At 60.7% G+C, this 18,553-nt stretch carries 16 protein-coding genes and 1 riboswitch; of the genes, 6 read left to right on the forward strand and 10 right to left on the reverse strand.

The window, feature by feature from the left end; all coding sequences use genetic code 11:
• Positions 1 to 4: 4 nt before the first annotated feature.
• From dhaL to EGY12_RS04230, 3 genes are read right to left on the reverse strand one after another with little or no spacing between them, the layout of a single operon-like run.
• A complete protein-coding gene (gene dhaL / locus EGY12_RS04220; protein ID WP_123892673.1) occupies positions 5 to 637 on the reverse strand; it encodes a dihydroxyacetone kinase subunit DhaL in 633 nt (210 codons plus the stop codon).
• A 9-nt stretch (positions 638 to 646) separates the two neighbouring features.
• Complete coding sequence (dhaK, locus tag EGY12_RS04225) at positions 647 to 1,717, reverse strand: dihydroxyacetone kinase subunit DhaK (protein ID WP_123892674.1); 1,071 nt, start codon at positions 1,715 to 1,717, stop codon at positions 647 to 649.
• A 53-nt stretch (positions 1,718 to 1,770) separates the two neighbouring features.
• The gene (locus EGY12_RS04230) at positions 1,771 to 2,871 is read right to left on the reverse strand and encodes a glycerol dehydrogenase (RefSeq protein WP_123892675.1); all 1,101 of its coding nucleotides are present in this window, start codon (positions 2,869 to 2,871) and stop codon (positions 1,771 to 1,773) included.
• Positions 2,872 to 3,223: 352 nt separating this feature from the next.
• On the opposite strand from EGY12_RS04230, the gene EGY12_RS04235 reads away from it, so the two are divergent.
• The gene (locus EGY12_RS04235; RefSeq protein ID WP_123892676.1) at positions 3,224 to 3,886 is read left to right on the forward strand and encodes a DUF1190 family protein; all 663 of its coding nucleotides are present in this window, start codon (positions 3,224 to 3,226) and stop codon (positions 3,884 to 3,886) included.
• A gap of 3 nt (positions 3,887 to 3,889) precedes the next feature.
• Entirely contained in the window at positions 3,890 to 5,050 is a 1,161-nt protein-coding gene (locus EGY12_RS04240; RefSeq protein ID WP_025304316.1) for a glutathionylspermidine synthase family protein, read from the forward strand.
• Between the two features lie 48 nt (positions 5,051 to 5,098).
• On the opposite strand, the gene ygiD is transcribed toward EGY12_RS04240, so the two are convergent.
• On the reverse strand, positions 5,099 to 5,881 hold the full coding sequence (gene ygiD, locus EGY12_RS04245; protein WP_049198473.1) for a 4,5-DOPA dioxygenase extradiol: 783 nt from the start codon (positions 5,879 to 5,881) through the stop codon (positions 5,099 to 5,101).
• A 322-nt stretch (positions 5,882 to 6,203) separates the two neighbouring features.
• Between ygiD and EGY12_RS04250 the strand changes: the two genes are divergently transcribed.
• Positions 6,204 to 7,736: an alkaline phosphatase gene (locus tag EGY12_RS04250; protein ID WP_123892677.1), complete on the forward strand. Its 1,533-nt coding sequence runs from the start codon at positions 6,204 to 6,206 to the stop codon at positions 7,734 to 7,736.
• A 53-nt stretch (positions 7,737 to 7,789) separates the two neighbouring features.
• Here the strand turns inward: EGY12_RS04250 and ribB are convergent, their stop codons facing one another.
• Complete coding sequence (gene ribB / locus EGY12_RS04255) at positions 7,790 to 8,443, reverse strand: 3,4-dihydroxy-2-butanone-4-phosphate synthase (protein WP_004937218.1); 654 nt, start codon at positions 8,441 to 8,443, stop codon at positions 7,790 to 7,792.
• Between the two features lie 109 nt (positions 8,444 to 8,552).
• Positions 8,553 to 8,713, reverse strand: a riboswitch (FMN riboswitch).
• Positions 8,714 to 8,858: 145 nt separating this feature from the next.
• Between ribB and EGY12_RS04260 the strand changes: the two genes are divergently transcribed.
• Positions 8,859 to 9,134 (forward strand): accessory factor UbiK family protein, encoded by a 276-nt coding sequence (locus EGY12_RS04260; RefSeq protein ID WP_004937216.1) that lies wholly within the window; start codon positions 8,859 to 8,861, stop codon positions 9,132 to 9,134.
• A gap of 51 nt (positions 9,135 to 9,185) precedes the next feature.
• Here EGY12_RS04260 and hldE read toward each other — a convergent pair whose 3' ends face one another.
• From hldE to EGY12_RS04275, 3 genes are all read right to left on the reverse strand, one after another.
• Complete coding sequence (gene hldE / locus EGY12_RS04265; protein WP_123892678.1) at positions 9,186 to 10,616, reverse strand: bifunctional D-glycero-beta-D-manno-heptose-7-phosphate kinase/D-glycero-beta-D-manno-heptose 1-phosphate adenylyltransferase HldE; 1,431 nt, start codon at positions 10,614 to 10,616, stop codon at positions 9,186 to 9,188.
• 77 nt (positions 10,617 to 10,693) lie between these two features.
• A complete protein-coding gene (glnE, locus tag EGY12_RS04270; RefSeq protein ID WP_123892679.1) occupies positions 10,694 to 13,531 on the reverse strand; it encodes a bifunctional [glutamate--ammonia ligase]-adenylyl-L-tyrosine phosphorylase/[glutamate--ammonia-ligase] adenylyltransferase in 2,838 nt (945 codons plus the stop codon).
• A gap of 46 nt (positions 13,532 to 13,577) precedes the next feature.
• Positions 13,578 to 14,885 carry an inorganic triphosphatase gene (locus EGY12_RS04275; RefSeq protein ID WP_123892680.1) on the reverse strand — a complete coding sequence of 436 codons (1,308 nt, stop codon included), beginning with the start codon at positions 14,883 to 14,885 and terminating at the stop codon, positions 13,578 to 13,580.
• Positions 14,886 to 15,163: 278 nt separating this feature from the next.
• On the opposite strand from EGY12_RS04275, the gene EGY12_RS04280 reads away from it, so the two are divergent.
• Both EGY12_RS04280 and EGY12_RS04285 read left to right on the forward strand, forming a co-directional pair.
• On the forward strand, positions 15,164 to 15,784 hold the full coding sequence (locus tag EGY12_RS04280; protein ID WP_074055039.1) for a TIGR04211 family SH3 domain-containing protein: 621 nt from the start codon (positions 15,164 to 15,166) through the stop codon (positions 15,782 to 15,784).
• A 122-nt stretch (positions 15,785 to 15,906) separates the two neighbouring features.
• Positions 15,907 to 17,151, forward strand: coding sequence for a multifunctional CCA addition/repair protein (locus tag EGY12_RS04285; protein WP_123892681.1), 1,245 nt, complete (start codon positions 15,907 to 15,909; stop codon positions 17,149 to 17,151).
• A gap of 39 nt (positions 17,152 to 17,190) precedes the next feature.
• On the opposite strand, the gene bacA is transcribed toward EGY12_RS04285, so the two are convergent.
• Positions 17,191 to 18,015, reverse strand: coding sequence for an undecaprenyl-diphosphate phosphatase (gene bacA / locus EGY12_RS04290; protein WP_123892682.1), 825 nt, complete (start codon positions 18,013 to 18,015; stop codon positions 17,191 to 17,193).
• Between the two features lie 132 nt (positions 18,016 to 18,147).
• Positions 18,148 to 18,507 carry a bifunctional dihydroneopterin aldolase/7,8-dihydroneopterin epimerase gene (folB, locus tag EGY12_RS04295; RefSeq protein WP_004937203.1) on the reverse strand — a complete coding sequence of 120 codons (360 nt, stop codon included), beginning with the start codon at positions 18,505 to 18,507 and terminating at the stop codon, positions 18,148 to 18,150.
• Positions 18,508 to 18,553: the final 46 nt, after the last annotated feature.

Here is an 18,553-nt window from a genome sequence, read left to right on the forward strand (position 1 = left end):
ACAGCTAACTACCGGCGACCTCGGCCAGCGTTTTCATCATCAGCATCACCGAAGTGGCGCCGGGATCCTGGTGGCCGATGCTGCGCTCACCCAGGTAACTGGCCCGCCCCTTGCGTGCCTGCATGGTAATGGTGTTCTCCACCGCCCGTTCGGCGCTGCCGGCGGCGCGCTGCAGTGCCTCCGACACGCTCAGATTCTGCTGCGCGGACTGACCGAGGCTTTCCACCACCGGCCACCAGACGTCGCACATGGTCTTGTCGCCCGGCTCCGCCTTACCGCGCATCACCACGCCTTCAACCCCCTCCTGCATCATCTGATGCAGCTCCGCCAAGTCCAGGCTTTGCTTGGCGTTCGCCGCCTGTGCCGCGCGGATGAAGAAGGTGCCGAACAGCGGACCGCTGGCGCCGCCCACGCTCGACAGCAGCGTCATGCCGGTGTTTTTCAGAATGAAGCCGATATCTTTGTCCGCCACCGACGGCAGCTTTTCCACCACCTTGTTGAAACCGCGATTCATGTTCAAACCGTGGTCAGCATCGCCGATCTCGGTGTCCAACTGCGTCAGAAAATCGCGCTCCCGGCTGAATACCTCGCCGCAACGCATCAGCCAATCGACAACCTGTTGTTTGGTCAACGCCATGATTCCTCCTCAGCAACCCCAACGCAGCGCAGGCGTTTTCACCGGCGCATCCCACAAGGACAACAGCTCATCGTCCACGTTCAATAGCGTGATGGACACGCCCTGCATATCGAGCGAAGTGCAATAAGAGCCCACCAGATTGCGTTCAATGATGATGCCCGCCTCGGCACAGCGCTCCACCAACCGATGATACACGCCATACAGCTCGGACAGCGGCGTAGCGCCCAGGTTGTTGACCAGCGCGATCACCCGATCGCCGCGCGTCAGCGGCTGCTTGGTCTGCATTTCATCGCGCCACTCGCCCTGCTGACGATCCCAGACGCGGATCGTGCGCTGATAGTGGCCGTGGTCAATCAACGTATGGAACATGTCATCCACCGCCGCGTTGAGCGTGGTGAACGGGCGACGCGCAATGCCCGGCTCGCCGTGAATGCCCACGCCGAATTCCATTTCGTTCTCTGCCAGGGTGAACGACGGCTTGCCGGCGGCCGGCACAGTGCAAGCCCCCAGCGCGATGCCGATTGAATGCCCGTGGTTGTTGATGCGATGCCCTAACGTCACCACGCTGTCCAGATCGTCGCCGCGCGCCGCGGCGGCGCCCAGCAGTTTCTCCATCAGCACGGTGTTGGCTACTCCGCGCCGCCCGGCGGTAAACAGGCTGTCTTTGACCGCCACGTCGTCATCCACCAGCACCGTCGCCACCGCAACGCCGCTGTCGTGCAACAGCTCGGTGGCGGTTTCGAAGTTAAGCACATCGCCGGTATAGTTCTTGATCAGCAGCAGCACCCCGGCACCCCCGTCGATCGCCTGGCCGCACTCGTACATTTTATCCGGCGTCGGCGAGGTGAAAATCTCGCCCGGACACGCGCCGTCGAGCATCCCTTCGCCAACGAAGCCACAGTGCATCGGCTCGTGGCCGCTACCGCCGCCGGACAGGATGGCCACCTTGCCCGCCACCGGCGCGTCGGCGCGGGTCACAAACACCGGATCCGCGTGCACCAGCAGCTCGGGATGCGCCTCCGCCAGCCCCTGCAACTGCTCTTCCAACACCGACTCAACCTGATTAATCAGTTTTTTCACGATGGTTTCCTCTTTAAGAGAACAGGGGCGCGGCACACAGCGCCCCAACGGTATCAATGACGCTGCAACCAGGCGGCACCCAACCTATCCGCCGTCAGGATCGCCGCCTGCACGCCCGCGGGGGTGACTTTGAACGGCATGTTGTGAATGGTTTCGCCTGGGGCGCAGCTGGCCTCAGCCACCGCCATGATCTTCGCCGTCGCATCGCCGGTGACGCCCATCTGCGCCAACGTGATCGGCAAGCCGATGCCATGACAAAACGCCAGCACGGTTTCAATCTGCGCCATAGGGCTGTTCTGCAGCACCAGCTGCGCCAGGGTGCCGAACGCCACTTTCTCGCCGTGATACAGGTGGTGGCACTCTTCCAGAACGGTAAAACCGTTGTGAATGGCATGCGCCGCCGCCAACCCGCTGCTCTCGAAACCGATGCCGCTCAGATAGGTATTGGCCTCAATGATGCGTTCCACCGCTTCCGTCACCACGCCGGCCTCGACCGCCAGTTTGGCTTTTACCCCTTCCGCCAGCAGCGTGTCATAACACAACCGCGCCAGGCTGAGCGCCGCCAGCGTCGATTTGCCGCCGGCCATGCTGGTGGCCTGAGCATCGAAACAGGCCTGAGCTTCGAAATAGGTGGAGAGCGCGTCGCCCATGCCGGCCACCAGCAGGCGCACCGGCGCTTTGGCGATGATGGTGCTGTCCATCACCACCATGTCTGGGTTGCGCGGGTAAATCAGGTATTCGGCGAATTCGCCCTGTTCGGTGTAGAGAACCGACAGCGCGCTGGTCGGCGCATCGGTGGAAGCGATGGTGGGAATGAGCACCACCGGCAACTGTTGGTAGTGCGCCACGGCCTTGGCAGTGTCGAGCGTCTTACCGCCGCCGACGCCGATCACCCCGCGGCAGCCGTGGGCCTGCAGCTCATGGCCGAGCCGGTCTATCTCTTTGCGGCAGCATTCGCCGTTGAAGCGGGCCGCGTGATGTTTCACACCGTGCTGCTGCAGGCTGCCCATCAGGGTGTCGCCCGCCAGCTGCATCACGAAGTCGTCGGCGATCACGAAGTAATGATCGGCAAGGGATTTAGCGTATTCGCCGACGGCGGCCAGCGCATTGGCGCCCTGAATATATTTGCCTGGTGACTGGATGATTCTCAACATAACCGGATCCTTGTAGGGAGTTGGCGATGGTAACGTTCAGATATCAGGTGATGACACGCCGACTTCTCGCCGGCTTGTTGTTGTGCTTCGACTATGAGCGCCCGCCGCCCGCCTGGCGAGCCTCGCGATTTTTGTTCCATTATGGAACATCATCATAGCGACAACGTTTCATTATGAAACGCCGACGCGCGTTTTTTCGCCGCGAAAGCGAACTGGCGCACACCCCAACGTATAACTGCGTAAAGAGTCGATTCTACGGGCGTTTCAGCTTTAATTTTGACCATGTTTCCCCTATCCTTAGCGCCACTACTGGGAAAGGGCGAAAACAGCCCGCATGATGGGATTGATAACGATGAAACGGACAAAAAACATCAACCAAGAGACGTTCCGCAAATCCTGGCGCAGCTACCGTGTCGCGCCCGTGGCCTTGGCGATCAGCGCTGTCTTTATGCTGGCCGGCTGCGAGAAGAGCGATGAAACGGTCTCCCTGTATCAGAATGCCGATGACTGTTCGCGCGCCAATCCTTCGATGAGCGAGCAGTGCACTACCGCCTACAACAACGCCCTGAAAGAGGCGGCGAAAACCGCGCCGAAATACGCTACCCGCGAAGACTGCGTCGCCGAGTTCGGCGAAGCGCAGTGCACCCAGGCTCCGGCGCAGGCCGGCATGGCGGCGGAATCGCAGAGCAGCGGCAGCTTCTGGATGCCGCTGATGGCGGGCTACATGATGGGTCGCCTGATGGGCGGCTCCGGCTTCGCGCAGCAACCGCTGTTCACCTCCAAGAACGCCGCCAGCCCGGCGAACGGCAAGTTTGTCGACGCCAGCGGCAAGAGCTACGGCCCGGCCACCGCCGGCGGCCGCACCATGACGGTGCCGAAAACCGCCATGGCGCCGAAGCCTGCGGTCACCAACACCGTTACCCGCGGTGGCTTCGGCGAGACCGTGGCCAAGCAGACCAGCATGCAGCGCAGCAGCGCCACCTCCCACTCCGGCTCTCGCAGCATGGGCGGTTAATGCATGAAACGTATTGCTATTACCGAGCGCCCGGACTGGCGTGAAAAAGCGACCGAGTTCGGTTTCCGTTTCCACACCATGTATGGCGAGCCGTACTGGTGTGAAGACGCCTATTACCAGTTCACGCTGGCGCAGATTGAAGAGATCGAAAACGCCACCGCCGAGCTGCACCAGATGTGCCTGCAGGTGGTGGAAAAAGTGGTCGGCAGCGACGAGCTGATGGCCAAGTTCTGCATCCCGAAACACACCTGGGAGTTCGTGCGCAGCTCCTGGCGCACCAACCAGCCGTCGCTATACTCGCGCCTCGATCTGGCCTACGACGGCGTCAATCCGCCGAAGCTGCTGGAGAACAACGCCGATACACCAACCTCGCTGTATGAGGCGGCTTTCTTCCAGTGGCTGTGGCTGGAAGACCAGATCAACGCCGGCAAGCTGGATCCGGAATCGGATCAATACAACAGCCTGCAGGAGAAGCTGATCGAGCGTTTCGCCGAGCTGAAAGCGCATCACGGTTTCGGCCTGTTACACCTGGCGTGCTGCCAGGACAGCGAAGAAGATCGCGGCACGGTGCAATATCTGCAGGACTGCGCGCAGGAAGCCGGTCTGCCGACCGAGTTCCTGTTCATGGAGGAGATTGGTCTCGGCGAGAAAGGCCAGTTTACCGATCTGCAGGATCAGGTGATCGGTAACCTGTTCAAGCTCTACCCGTGGGAATTCATGCTGCGCGAGATGTTCTCCACCAAGCTGGAAGACGCCGGCGTGCGCTGGCTGGAGCCGGCCTGGAAGAGCATCATCTCCAACAAAGCGCTGCTGCCGCTGCTGTGGGAAATGTTCCCGAACCACCCGAATCTGTTGCCGGCTTATTTCGCGCAAGACGATCATCCGCCGATGGATCATTACGTCACCAAACCACTGTTCTCACGCGAAGGCGCCAATATCCAGATCGTCGAAAACGGTCAGGAAGTGGCGCGCGTCGATGGGCCTTACGGTGAAGAAGGCATGATCGTGCAGCAGTTCCACCCGCTGCCGAAGTTCGAAGACAGCTACACCTTGATCGGCAGCTGGCTGGTGAACGATCAGCCGTGCGGCATCGGCCTGCGCGAAGATCGCGAACTGATCACGCAGGATCTGTCGCGCTTCTACCCGCACACCATCCTCGGCTGATCGCGCCGCTGAAGACAAAAACGCCAGTCTCTGACTGGCGTTTTTTCTTTACCCCACCTGCACCGACAGCATGCTCAGCGCCCCCATTTCGATACCGTCGATCGGCACGCTGATGGCCTCTTTTCCATCCCAACCGCCGAGCACATACAGCAACGGCAGATAGTGCTCCGGCGTCGGATTGGACAGCGCCGCCCCCTCATGGCGCATGAAATCCACCAGAGGGTGGTTATCGCCCCGATAACGCAGGTTATCCCGGACAAAGTTATTGAACGATTCTGCCCACGGGTAGGCACTGGTATCGCCCTGCCATTTCACCATGCGCAGGTTATGCACCACATTGCCGCTGGCGACGATCATCACCCCCTCATCGCGCAGCGCCGCCAGTTTGCGGCCCAGTTCATAGTGATAGGCCGCCGGCTGCGTGCCGTCGACGCTGAGCTGCACCACCGGGATGTCGGCATTGGGATACATCTTGATCAATACGCCCCAGGAGCCATGATCCAGCCCCCACTCGCCCAGATCGGCCGTCACCGGCACCGGCGCCAGCATTTGCTGCAGCTGCGCAGCCAGCGCGGGAGAGCCCGGCGCCGGATAACGGGTATCGAACAGCGCCTGCGGGAACCCGCCGAAGTCGTGAATGGTTTTGGGTTTTTCCATCGCGGTGACCGCAGTGCCGCGGGTATACCAATGCGCGGAAACCGCCACGATCGCCTTCGGACGCGGCAATGACTCACCCAACGCACGCCATGCCCGGGTGTAACGGTTGTCTTCCAGCACGTTCATCGGGCTACCGTGGCCAAGAAACAGTGCCGGCATACGAGAGGTGTTCATAGGGAGATCCTTAGTTCAAATTGTGCTATGCCGCTACATTACGCGCTTTGCCGCACCAACACAGCCGGATAACCGTGATGAAGATATTCAATAAATTTGAATTAAAAACGGAGGAATGTGCCGACAGACAGAAATATAAAAAATTCATATATTTCAATTAATTAATAAGAAACATGAATGCCATAGCATTACTGCCACACAGATCTAATTTGTGAACAATTTATGTATTTTTTGTTAACGCAATCTATACACTCCTCCTCTGCCGACGGGTGCCGACAGCCCCGCCGCGCGATGGGAATTACGTTTCACCAAGGAGGAATTCATGTTCAAACTCACACTGGCAACCCGCGTGGCGCTTTCCATGTCCTTACTCGCCGGCTGGACGGCAACCGCCGGCGCGGCGGACAACGCGCAGCTGACGCAGCGCGAAGATCCTTACTTCCTTCAAGCGCAAGCCCAGCTGCAACAGCGGCTGAAACAGACGCCAAACACCAACCGAGCCAAAAACGTCATTCTGGTGGTCGGCGACGGCATGGGGTTTTCCACCGTGACCGCCGCCCGCATTTTTGAGGGGCAGCAGCGCGGCGTAGACGGCGAATCCAACGTGCTGGCCTGGGAGGCCTTCCCCTATCTGGCGGCGGCCAAAACCTACTCCGCCGACGCCCAAATCACCGACTCTGCACCCAGCGCGGTAGCGATGACCACCGGCGTCAAAACCATCAACGATCTGATGGGCCTCAACCATACGGCGACCCTCAACAATTGTGAGGATCAACAAACCAAGGCCGTCACCACACTGTGGGAGATGGCCGCAACGCTCGGCATGTCCACCGGCGCTGTGACGACCGCAACCATCACCCACGCCACGCCGGGCGCCACCTATGCCCATATTGCCAACCGCGATTGGGAATCCGACGCAAAAATGCCGGCAGATGCCCTTGCCGCAGGCTGCCGCGACATCGCGCGCCAGCTGGTGGAAATGAAGTACGGCAACGGCCTCAACGTGGCAATGGGTGGCGGGCGCGCCAACTTCCTGCCCGACAGCGTGAGCGATCCGGAATACCCCGGCAAGAAAGGCGCCAGAAAGGATGGCCGCGATCTGACGCAGGTCTGGCTGCAACGCTATGGCGAGCGAGGGCAATATGTATGGAATCAGGCACAGTTCGACAAAATCGAACCGGGTAAGGTCGATCACCTGTTGGCCCTGTTTGAACCGTCGCACATGAACTTCGAGCACGATCGGCGGCAAGACTCGGCGGGCGAACCTTCTCTGGCGGAAATGACCGGCAAGGCCATCGATATTCTGGCCAAGAATCCCGAAGGCTACCTGCTGCTGGTGGAGGGCGGACGCATCGATCACGGCAGCCACAATGGTAACGCCTACCGCACGCTGAGCGACGCGGTCGCCCTGAACGAGGCGGTGAAAACCATCGTCGATAAGGTCGATCTAAGCGATACGCTGGTAATCGTGACCGGCGATCATAGCCACACGCTGACCATCGCCGGCTATGCCAAGCGGGGTAACCCTATCCTCGGCATTTCCGTGGGGGTCAACGACAAACCGCTGCTGGGCAGCGACGGCAAGCCCTACACCACCGTCGGCTTCGCCAATGGCCCCGGCGGCGCGATCCCGTTGACCGAACGCCCCACATTGACCATGGAGCAAGCTACCGCGCCCGACTTTATTCAGCCGGCGCTGGTGCCGCTGAAAAGCGAGACCCACGGCGGGGAAGATCTCGGCATCTACGCCATCGGCCCCTGGGCCCATCTGTTCCAGGGCACGGTGGAGGAGAACTACACCTTCCACGTGATGAATTACGCCAGCCGCATCGGCGAACGCCTGTCAAAACGGTAGCCACAAAAAAAGCCGCGTTACGCGGCTTTTTTATCGTAGAAAGCGGCCGGCTATCAGCTGGCTTTTTTCTCGTGCGCCTGGCGGTAGGCCACCAGATCTTCGATGGTCAGCACCACCATGTCGTGCTGTTTGGCGAAGGTGATCACTTCCGGCGCATGCGCCATGCTGCCATCGTCGTTAGTCAGTTCACACAGCACGCCGGCAGGTTTGAAACCGGCCATGGAAACCAGATCGATGGTCGCTTCGGTGTGGCCGCGACGGCTCAGCACGCCGCCCGGCTGCGCGCGCAGCGGGAACACGTGGCCTGGACGGTTCAGGTCGCTCGGTTTGGCGCTGTCTGCCACCGCCGCACGGATGGTGGTCAGGCGATCGGAAGCGGAAACCCCGGTAGTCACGCCCTGTGCCGCTTCGATGGTCACGGTGAAGGCGGTCTGGAACTGGCTGGAGTTGTTGGTCACCATCATCGGCAGTTCAAGCTGCTGACGGCGTTCTTCGGTGATGCACAGGCACACGATACCGCTGCCATGGCGAATGGTCAGCGCCATCTGCTCAACGGTCATGGTTTCCGCGGCAAAGATCATGTCACCTTCGTTTTCACGGTTTTCATCATCGAGCACCATCACACCGCGCCCGTTGCGCAGTGCGTCAATCGCGCGTTCAACGCGTTCTGTCGGCGTGCCGAAGTCTGAAAGTAGCGTCTGATTCATGGTAAAAAACCTCATTAAAAATTATGGATTACCAGAACCAGGGCGATCTTGAGGAGTAGCTAGCAATAGCTAAAAAAATAACGCAAGCGGGCGCAAGCCCGGCAGATACCGTTACTCTCTCCCATCCGGACTATAACCGTCGGCCCCGGAATTACACCGGATCTGCTGACCTCTAACCGGCCCTTACAGGCTGGCTGAGCGCTCGCGGGCTTTCACCGTAGAAGGTGATTTACCGCCGGTGGGGACTTGCACCCCGCCCTGAGAATAAGCAGGATGACTATAACGCTAATGGGTAGGCAGGGCAATTGGCAAAAGCACAATTCGGCCACGCACGGCGAATGCGCTTAATGGTTTATCCGGCGGGCAACTCGCATTACACTAAGCGGCAGCTATTAAACTCTGAAAGGGATACGCCATGATTGACCCGAAAAAAATCGAACAAATCGCACGCCAGGTTCATGAGTCCATGCCTAAAGGCGTTCGTGAATTCGGGGAAGACGTTGAGAAAAAAATCCGTCAGGTACTGCAATCGCAGCTGACCCGCCTGGATTTGGTTAACCGCGAAGAGTTCGACGTACAGACTCAGGTGCTGTTGCGCACCCGCGAGAAGCTGGCGCTGTTGGAACAGCGCATGGCCGAGCTGGAAAGCAAACTGAGCGCGGCACCGGCCGCCAAACAGGAAGACGAATAATTCCGCCAAGGGCGCGCATCGCGCGCCCTTGTTCTTTTAGGTCGCCCGGCGTTAGCCGCGCCCGTCTTTGATCGCTTTGATGATGTTGGTGGTCGACAGGCCGTCTTCAAAGTTCAGCACTTTGACATCGCCGCCGTTGGCCCACACTTCCGTACTGCCGGCAATCTCTTCCGGTTTGTAATCACCGCCTTTCACCAGCAGATCCGGCAGGATGTCGGCGATCAAGCGCTGCGGCGTATCCTCTTCGAACGGCACCACCCAATCCACCGCTTCCAGCGCGCCCAGCACGATCATGCGGTTTTCCAGCGCGTTGACCGGGCGTGTTTCCCCTTTCAGGCGCTTGGTCGACGCATCGCTGTTCACCGCCACGATCAGGCGATCGCCCAGCTTGCGGGCATTGGCCAGATAGGAGACGTGGCCGGCATGCAGAATGTCGAAGATGCCGTTGGTCATCACCACTTTCTCGCCGCGCTGACGCGCCTGCGCCACGGCGTGTTTCAACTGCGCTTCGGTCATCACACCAAAACCGGTCTCGGCACGGCCGCGCACCGCGTTTTCCAGCTCGATTGGCGACACGGTAGAAGTACCGAGCTTGCCCACCACCACACCGGCGGCTGCGTTGGCCAGGAAACAGGACTCTTCCAGCGAATTGCCGGCGGCCAGCGAGGCAGCCAGTACGCCGATCACGGTATCGCCGGCGCCGGTCACATCGAACACTTCCTGCGCCTGGGTCGGCAAGTGCAACGGTTCAACGCCCGGCTGCAACAGCGTCATGCCGTGTTCGGAACGGGTGACCAACAGCGCCGACAGCTCGAAATCCGCCACCAGCTTCATGCCGCGCTCCACCAGTTCCGCCTCATCCTTGCAGTGGCCCACCACCGCTTCAAACTCGGACAGGTTCGGTGTCAGCAGCGTCGCGCCACGATAGCGCTCGAAGTCAGAGCCTTTCGGATCGATCAGTACCGGCACCTTGGCGGCGCGCGCCAGTTGGATCATGCCCTGCACCTGGCTGAGCGCGCCCTTGGCGTAATCGGACAGCACCAGCGCGCCGATCTGCGGCAGCGCCTGCTGAATGCGCTCCAGCATCGGCTGCGGATCGACGTTGGAGAAGCCTTCTTCGAAGTCGAGACGGATCAGCTGCTGGTTACGCGACAGCACGCGCAGCTTGGTGATGGTCGGATGGGTAGGCACCGAGACGAAGTCGCAGCGCACGTTGACTTCATTCAGCTTGGCGCTCAGCGCCCGCGCCGCATCGTCGATGCCGGTCAGGCCCACCAGGCGGGAATTGGCACCCAGCGAAGCGATGTTCATCGCCACGTTAGCCGCGCCGCCGGGACGCTCTTCGATGGTATCGACCTTGACCACCGGCACCGGGGCTTCCGGTGAAATGCGGCTGGTCGGCCCATACCAATAGCGATCCAACATGACGTCACCGACCACCAGCACACCGGCGCGGCGAAAATCAGGCAGCGTAACTTTCATCCGATAACTCCAAAAAAGTACAAAATTTTAGTGGCGCAGATATTACCACAGACCGCCGGAATACCCGCAAAAAGGTATTAATCCAGCCATTTGGCCCAGCTGGTACGCACCTGCTCGCGCTCGGCGGCGAACAGCTCGCTGCCGACCTTGCCGGAATGCTCCTGCAGCGCCAGATGGTGGATCTCGTCGCGCATGGTGACATAGGCCTGCGTTAGCGCGCGCGCCTCCTCTTCCGGCATGATGTCGTAATTGGCCATCAGCTCAAAGATGCGCACGTTGTCCGACCAACGCGTCAGCCGTGGTTCACCCGGCGCATAGCGTAAGACCAGATATTGGGCGATAAATTCGATGTCGGTAATGCCGCCCTCATCGGTTTTGATATCAAACAGATCGCGCTGTTTGTTGCCGAGATGGTTGCGCATCTTTTCGCGCATCTCGCGCACTTCGCGCTTCAGGATCTCCGCATCGCGCGTTTTGCACAGGATCTCGCGGCGGATCGCGTCGAACTGCTGGTGCAGCGCCGGGTCGCCATGCACGATACGCGCGCGCACCAGAGCCTGATGCTCCCAGGTCCAGGCTTCGTTTTGCTGGTAGTCGGCGAATGCCTCGACGGTGCTGACCAGCATCCCCGCAGCGCCGGAAGGCCGCAGGCGGGCGTCCACCTCATACAGAATGCCGGAGGAGGTGCGGGTGCTGAACAGATGCATCACCCGCTGCGCCAGCCGCAGGTAGAACTGGCGGCCGTCGATGCAGCGATCGCCGTCGGTCATCACCTCCGGCGGGCAATCCAGCAGGAACACCAGATCGAGATCGGAACTGTAACCCAGCTCCCAGCCGCCCAGTTTGCCGTAGCCGATCACCGCAAAGCCGCGCCCTTCGCGCTCCTGCAGATGGGTCGGCTGGCCATAGCGCGCCACCATGTCGCTCCAGGCCTGTTGCACCACCGCGTCGATGATCGCCTCCGCCAGATAAGTCAGGTGATCGCTTACTTTCATTACCGGCAGCGCGCCGGCGATATCCGCTGCGGCGATGCGCAGCTGCTGCGCCTGTTTGAACTGGCGCAGCGCCTCCAGCTTTTGCTCTTCATCGTCTTCCGGCACTCGCAGCAGGTACTGGCGCAGCTCGCTGCGGTAGGCGTCCAACGCCACCGGCTGATACAGCGTGGCCGGATCCAACAGTTCGTCCAGCAACAGCGGGTAGCGCGACAGCTGGTTGGCGACCATCGGCGAAGCGGCACACAGGCGGATCAGATGACTGAGCGCCGCGTGATACTCCACCAGCAGTTCGAGGTAGGTAGTGCGGGTGACAATGCTGAGCAGCAGCTGCGCCAGCCGCACCAACGCGGTCGGCGCGTCTTGGCGCGGGCATACCTCCGCTAACAGGCGCGGCATCAGTTGATCGAGCACGTCGCGGCCGCGCGGGCCGATGGTGCGTTTATCGACATCGTGGCGGAAATCGGCGATGGTGCGCAGCATCTGTCGGCGCCCCTCTTCGTCCAGGTGCGGCGTCAGCGGCGCCATCTCGCTTTCCTCCAGCGCATCCTGCCACAGGCTGTGGTAGTGCTGGTAGTCGGGATCTTCTCCGACATCCGGGCTATCGTCGCCGATCAGGTCGTCGAACACCGCCCGCACCGCCTGCATGTGCGCATCCAGCGTCGCCATCAGCGCCGGCCAATCCGCCAGACCCATGCCGTAGGCCAGCCGCGCCTGATCGAGCGCATCCTGCGGCAGCGTCTGGGTTTGCTGATCGCCGATCGCCTGCAGCAGATTCTCCAGCCGCCGCAGGAACAGGTAGGCGGCGCTCAGCGCCCGCACCTGCTCGGCCTCCAGCAGCCCCAGCTCACCCACCGCCTGCAGCGTCGGCAGCAGCGAACGCCCCTGCAGCGCCGGCTCGCGGCCGCCGCGGATCAGCTGGAAGACCTGGGTGATGAATTCAATTTCGCGAATGCCGCCGGCGCCCAGCTTGATGTTGTCCTTCAGGCCGCGCCGCCGCACTTCACGGGCGATCATGCCCTTCATGTTGCGCAGCGACTGGATGACGCTGAAATCGATATAGCGGCGGAACACGAACGGCCGCAGCGTTTTGCGCAGCTCCTGGCTGTAGGCGTCTTCCGCGCCGCCCATCAGGCGCGCCTTCACCATCGCATAGCGCTCCCAGTCGCGCCCCTGCTCCTGATAGTAATCTTCCAGCGCCGCAAAGCTCATCACCAACGGGCCGCTGTCGCCGAACGGCCGCAACCGCATATCGACGCGATAGACAAAGCCGTCGATGGTCTGCTGATCCAGCGCCTTGATCAGCCTCTGGCCGAGGCGGGTGAAGAACTGGGCATTGTCCAACTGGCGCCGCCCGCCCTGAGTCTGGCCGTTTTCCGGGTAGGCGAAGATCAGATCGATATCCGACGAAAAATTCAGCTCGCCGCCGCCCAGCTTGCCCATGCCGAGGACCAACAGCGGCTGCGGTTCACCGGCAGCATTGCACGGCGTGCCCCATTCGCGGCAGCAGGTTTGGTACAGCCAGTCGCGCGCGCTGACGATCAGCGTTTCCGCCAGTCCGCTCAGCTGCAGCAGCGTTTCTTCGGTCGAACACAGCCCCTGCGCCTGCGCCCAGGCGATGCGCACCAGCGTTTCACGGCGAAACAGACGCAGCGTGCGCATCAGCTGCGCTTCATCGCGTACTTCTTCCAGCTCGTCCTGCAGCCAGGCGGCATAGTGTTGCCACTCGCCGGGCGCCGGCGGTTGTTCGCGCAGCGTCGCCAGCCAGGCCGGCTGGGCAAGCAGCGCGTCGCTAACGAAGTCGCTCGACGCCAGCACCCACTGCTCCTGTTCGCTAAAGGCGCTGTCCGCGCCGTGAACTTCCTGAAAACGCTGCACAACCTGCTGTGCCTGAGCCTGTAACACGGCTGAAAGTGGCGACATAGTGTATGACCCGTTCTGCGGCCCACGGCTTGGCGGGCCGGCTTGATTAACGAAGCGCGCCGTTTAACCAGAATGGCGCATGCGATAAGGCCTGTTTGCGGCTGGCTTCATACCAACCCTGGCGGCGCTCGCTCAGCGCCGCCTGCAGCTCGCGCCAGGCGTCAATATAAGGGCCGGTCTGCTCGTCGGGATAAGCGCCCGACAGCAGGACCAACGCCGAAATCTGCCGCGTCAAACGCGGCAATTGTTCCTGATATTCATCTTCGTTCAGCGTACGGCTGAAGGCTTCTTTCAGCTCTGCGCCGCTGCGCCCCAGCATGATGTCGCTGAAGCGTTTGAAAGAACCATCCAGCTTGGCCTGCGCTTTGGCGTCGATAAACGGCCGCCAGGCGCCGCTCACCAGCCATGATGTGAGCGCCAACTTACATTGCAGGTAGGCGGCGCTGTAGCACAGGGCCTCTGGTTGCGCGGCTTTGTCCGCCAACAGCGGCTCGAGCTCGGTCAGGCGAGCGCGCAGATCGGCGCTGGCCTTGCGCGGCACCAGGCCGCCAAAGATCACCAGCGCCTGGCGAATCGTTCCGACTGCCTCGATGACTGAAGCGCGCGCTTGCGCATCGCCGCGCAGCCACAGCTCTTCATGATACTGCCAATGGCTCAGCGCCAACTCGAAAGCGGCGATCATCCCCTGCTCCACGGTCGCCTTCGCCGCCGGCTTCAGCACCCGCAGCGGGCGCACCTCACGCGGCGGATTGCCCTGCGCCAGGTGGTAACCACGCGCCGCCTTGCTCAGGCTGCCCTGACGCAGCCCGCCATGCGCCGCCAGCTCACCGGCCAACGCCAGCAGATCGGCGGTATTGCCGTTAAGCAGCTCCAGCTCTACCTCGCTCAGGCCTTCGCTGAGGTCACCGGCACGCACCTCGCCCTGGTCCAGGCCAATCTCGATCTCGCTTTGGCCGTAAGTAACCACCCACTTCTCGCGCACGAAATCGGTACGGAACAGCGGTTGCAACGCCTGCTGCAGCGCCGCGATATCGCAATCCTGCGGCCAGATATCGGCAGGGAACAGCGCCAACGCTAGCTGCGGCTCGGCGATAGCGACATTGTATTCCGGGCGCTGGTGCAGTCCGCCCACCACTTTACCGGCGGTTTTGATGGTCATCTCATAGCGATCGTCGAAACCGCGAATGCGCAGCCCCATGTCGTGACGGCGCAGGACGTTGTCGGCCGTTTCGAAGTAAATGTTGGTCAGCTTTTGCGGCGCGGAATGCTGATGCGGCCAGGCGGCGAGCCATTGTGGCAGAGCGGCCACCGCTTGCGGCGCGGCGATGAATTTCAGTTCAATTTCAACGGTCATAATTCTTTAACACCAATAAGTTACGCATTCGCGTCGGTTTCAGCGCGGCGCGCTCGGCCCGCCGTATGCTGCCCAATGACGCACAGTTACCGTTATCTTACCGCGATTCCCGGCGCCTTAACCCTGCTAACTGTAGAAAAAACCTGTTACGTTATAAAACGCTGCGCAACTCACAGAATCAGCCACAGTAAGATAGTTCTCATTCCGGTTTTGGCGTTGCGTCGTCAGACTGAACGCTCTACTATCGTTCCATAAATTCACCCAGAAACGATGAACTAATGCAGAAATTACGCCTGATTTGCCTTGCCGCGCTGAGCTTCAGCATCACTTGGGCCGCACATGCCGAAGATAAACGCTATATCTCCGATGAGTTAAGCACTTACGTCCATAGCGGCCCAGGTAATCAGTACCGTATTGTCGGCACTCTGAACGCCGGTGAAGAAGTCACCCTGTTGAGCGTCAACGACAGCACCAACTACGGCCAGATCCGCGATCCGAAAGGCCGCACCACCTGGATCCCGCTCGATCAGCTCAGCCAGACGCCAAGCCTGCGCACCCGCGTGCCCGAGCTGGAACAGCAGGTGAAAACCCTGACCGACAAGCTGGCCAACATCGATAACACCTGGAACCAGCGCACGGCGGAAATGCAGGAAAAAGTCGCGGGCAGCGACAGCACCATCAGCAGCCTGCAGAAGGAAAACCAGGATCTGAAAAACCAGCTGGTGGTCGCGCAGAAGAAGGTCAACGCCGTTAACCTGCAGCTCGACGACAAGCAGCGCACCATTATCCTGCAGTGGTTCATGTATGGCGGCGGCGTCGCCGGCGTCGGTTTGCTGCTGGGCCTGCTGTTGCCGCACCTGATCCCGCGCCGCAAGAACAACAACCGCTGGATGAACTGATCTCAGTATCGTTCAGTTTGAGTATGGGCGCCTGCGGGCGCCCTTTTCATTGGTGCCGACATCCCGCGGCCAATTCATGTAATCTGATAGACAGAGCCTTACACGATATTCAGGAGTCAACAGTGCAGATTTATCTGGTCGGCGGCGCCGTTCGCGACAGCCTGCTCAATATTCCGGTGGTCGATCATGATTGGGTGGTGGTGGGCGCCACGCCGGCGGAGCTGCTGGCATTGGGCTATCAGCAGGTCGGCAAAGATTTTCCGGTGTTCCTCAACCCCGACACCCACGAGGAGTACGCGCTGGCGCGCACCGAGCGCAAATCCGGCCAGGGGTACACCGGTTTTACCTGCTATGCCGCGCCGGACGTGACGCTGGAAGAAGATCTGCTGCGGCGCGATCTGACCATCAATGCCATCGCCCGCTCCGCGGAAGGGGAGCTGATTGACCCTTACGGCGGCGTGGCCGATCTGCAGGCGCGCGTGCTGCGCCACGTTTCCGACGCGTTCGGCGAAGATCCGCTGCGCGTACTGCGCGTGGCGCGCTTCGCCGCTCGCTTCGCCCATCTGGGCTTTCGCATCGCCGACGAAACGCTCGCCCTGATGCGCCAAATGGCCCACAGCGGTGAACTGGCGGCGCTGACCGCCGAACGTGTCTGGAAGGAGACCGAAAAGGCGCTGCAAAGCCAGAGCCCGCAGGTCTATTTTCAGGTGTTGCGCGACTGCGATGCGCTGGCGGTGCTGTTCCCGGAAATCGACGCGTTGTTCGGCGTACCGGCCCCCGCCAAGTGGCACCCGGAGATCGACACCGGCGTGCACACGCTGATGGCGCTGGCGATTGCCGCCCGCCTCACGCCGGAGGTGGACGTGCGCTTCGCCACCCTGTGCCATGACCTCGGCAAGGGGTTGACGCCGAAAGAGTTCTGGCCGCATCACCACGGCCACGGCCCGGCGGGCGTGCGGCTGGTCGAAGCGTTGTGCCAGCGGCTGCGGGTGCCCAACCCAGTGCGCGATCTGAGCAAGCTGGTGGCCGAGTACCATGATCTGATCCACACCGTGAACAAGCTGCGGCCGGAAACCCTGCTGAAGCTGTTCGACGCCATCGACGTCTGGCGCAAGCCCCAAAGGCTGGAGCAGATGATCCTCACCAGCGAAGCGGACGCACGCGGCCGCACCGGCTTTGAGGAGAACCCTTATCCGCAGGGCGACTATCTGCGCCAGGCGTATCAGGTGGCAAACGCGGTATCGATTAAAGAGGTGGTGGCCAGCGGATTGCAGGGCACCGCGATCCGCGACGAGCTCAAACGCCGCCGCCAACAGGCGCTGGCCGACTGGAAGCTCAGCCAAACGATTATCAACGATCAGGCATAAAAAAACCCCGCAGAGCGGGGTTTTTTCTTGGCGTCGGGCTTACAGGAATACCATGTAAACCACGGCTGCCACGATAAAGCGGTAGATGGCGAACGGCACGAACGAGATGCGTTTGATCAGCGACAGGAAGGTCTTGATCGCAATCAGCGCCACCACAAAGGCAGTAATGAAACCGACGGCAAACATCGGCAAATCGCCCCAGGTCAGGAAGTGCAAGCTCTTGTACAGATCCAGGCCGCTGGCGCCGATCATCATCGGCACAGCCAGAATGAAGGAGAACTCGGACGCCGCATAGCGGTTCACGCCCATCAGCATGCCGCCGGCGATAGTGGACCCCGAACGGGAGAAGCCCGGCCACAGCGCCAGACACTGGAAGCAGCCGATCATGAACGCCTGGCGGTAGGTGATGTCATCCAGTCCTTCCGCGCTCGGTTTCTTCGGTTTCAGCCATTCCGCCGCCAACAGCAGCAAGCCGCCGACCACCAACGCGTACATCACGTTTTTCGGCGCAAACAACGATTTGATGAAATCATGGAAGGCCAGGCCCAGCACCACCGCCGGGATCATCGCCAACAGGATATGTCCCAACTTCAGCTGGCCGCCGGTTTTGCCCTCGTGCTCCACCGGCTTGCCGCCGAAATGAATGCCGATCAGGCCGAACAGCCGGCGCCAGAACACCACCACCACGGCCAGGATCGATCCCAGCTGGATGATGACTTCAAAGGTTTTGGCTTTGTCGCCGGTAAAGCCCAGCCACTCGCCGACAATGATCATATGCCCGGTGGAAGAAACCGGCAGAAATTCGGTTAATCCCTCGACCACCCCAAGAACAAACGCAATAAACAGTGAATGCATGTCTGCCATGTGCTTCGCTCACCCCATAAAATAACGGCTATCACATAAAAAAGCGGCAGTGCTTAAAGACAATGCCGCTAAAACAATTCTCAGGATTAAGACCAGGTTAACGGTCTTTCGTTGCAAGCAGATGACATAAAATCATGCGGGACGAGTGCCACGCTCGATGATCACGCCGACCCGATTGGCATGTGCTACAGCGCCCGGTTTGCTGACCTTAATACGGACCCAGGGGGAATTGAAGCGCTGAAGCAAAATTTCAGATATTTCCTCTGCCACTCGCTCCACCAGCGCGAAACGGTTCGACTCCACGTGCTGGATCACGGCATCGCTGACGTCGGCATAGCTCAGACAGTCAGTTACGTCGTCGCTGGCGGCGGCCGGCCGGTTATCCCAGCCCATTTCGATATCGAACACCAGCTTCTGACGAATGCCCTGTTCCCACTCATAAACGCCAATGGTGGTAATTACGGTAAGCTCTTCAATAAATACGATATCCATCACGTCATTCTCTGTTTTTGGCCTTGCCGGATACCACTTCCAGCGG

It is taken from the genome of Serratia sp. FDAARGOS_506, from assembly GCF_003812745.1.
Taxonomy (GTDB): Bacteria; Pseudomonadota; Gammaproteobacteria; order Enterobacterales; family Enterobacteriaceae; genus Serratia.

Bases quoted from the DNA above. Each gene is read 5' to 3' on its own strand.
- EGY12_RS04250 (WP_123892677.1), top strand. From the start codon at position 6,204: ATGTTCAAACTCACACTGGCAACCCGCGTGGCGCTTTCCATGTCCTTA.
- EGY12_RS04230 (WP_123892675.1), bottom strand. From the start codon at position 2,871: ATGTTGAGAATCATCCAGTCACCAGGCAAATATATTCAGGGCGCCAAT.
- hldE (WP_123892678.1), bottom strand. From the start codon at position 10,616: ATGAAAGTTACGCTGCCTGATTTTCGCCGCGCCGGTGTGCTGGTGGTC.
- EGY12_RS04240 (WP_025304316.1), top strand. From the start codon at position 3,890: ATGAAACGTATTGCTATTACCGAGCGCCCGGACTGGCGTGAAAAAGCG.
- glnE (WP_123892679.1), bottom strand. From the start codon at position 13,531: ATGTCGCCACTTTCAGCCGTGTTACAGGCTCAGGCACAGCAGGTTGTG.
- ygiD (WP_049198473.1), bottom strand. From the start codon at position 5,881: ATGAACACCTCTCGTATGCCGGCACTGTTTCTTGGCCACGGTAGCCCG.
- bacA (WP_123892682.1), bottom strand. From the start codon at position 18,015: ATGGCAGACATGCATTCACTGTTTATTGCGTTTGTTCTTGGGGTGGTC.
- EGY12_RS04280 (WP_074055039.1), top strand. From the start codon at position 15,164: ATGCAGAAATTACGCCTGATTTGCCTTGCCGCGCTGAGCTTCAGCATC.
- EGY12_RS04235 (WP_123892676.1), top strand. From the start codon at position 3,224: ATGAAACGGACAAAAAACATCAACCAAGAGACGTTCCGCAAATCCTGG.
- EGY12_RS04260 (WP_004937216.1), top strand. From the start codon at position 8,859: ATGATTGACCCGAAAAAAATCGAACAAATCGCACGCCAGGTTCATGAG.
- folB (WP_004937203.1), bottom strand. From the start codon at position 18,507: ATGGATATCGTATTTATTGAAGAGCTTACCGTAATTACCACCATTGGC.
- EGY12_RS04275 (WP_123892680.1), bottom strand. From the start codon at position 14,885: ATGACCGTTGAAATTGAACTGAAATTCATCGCCGCGCCGCAAGCGGTG.
- ribB (WP_004937218.1), bottom strand. From the start codon at position 8,443: ATGAATCAGACGCTACTTTCAGACTTCGGCACGCCGACAGAACGCGTT.
- dhaL (WP_123892673.1), bottom strand. From the start codon at position 637: ATGGCGTTGACCAAACAACAGGTTGTCGATTGGCTGATGCGTTGCGGC.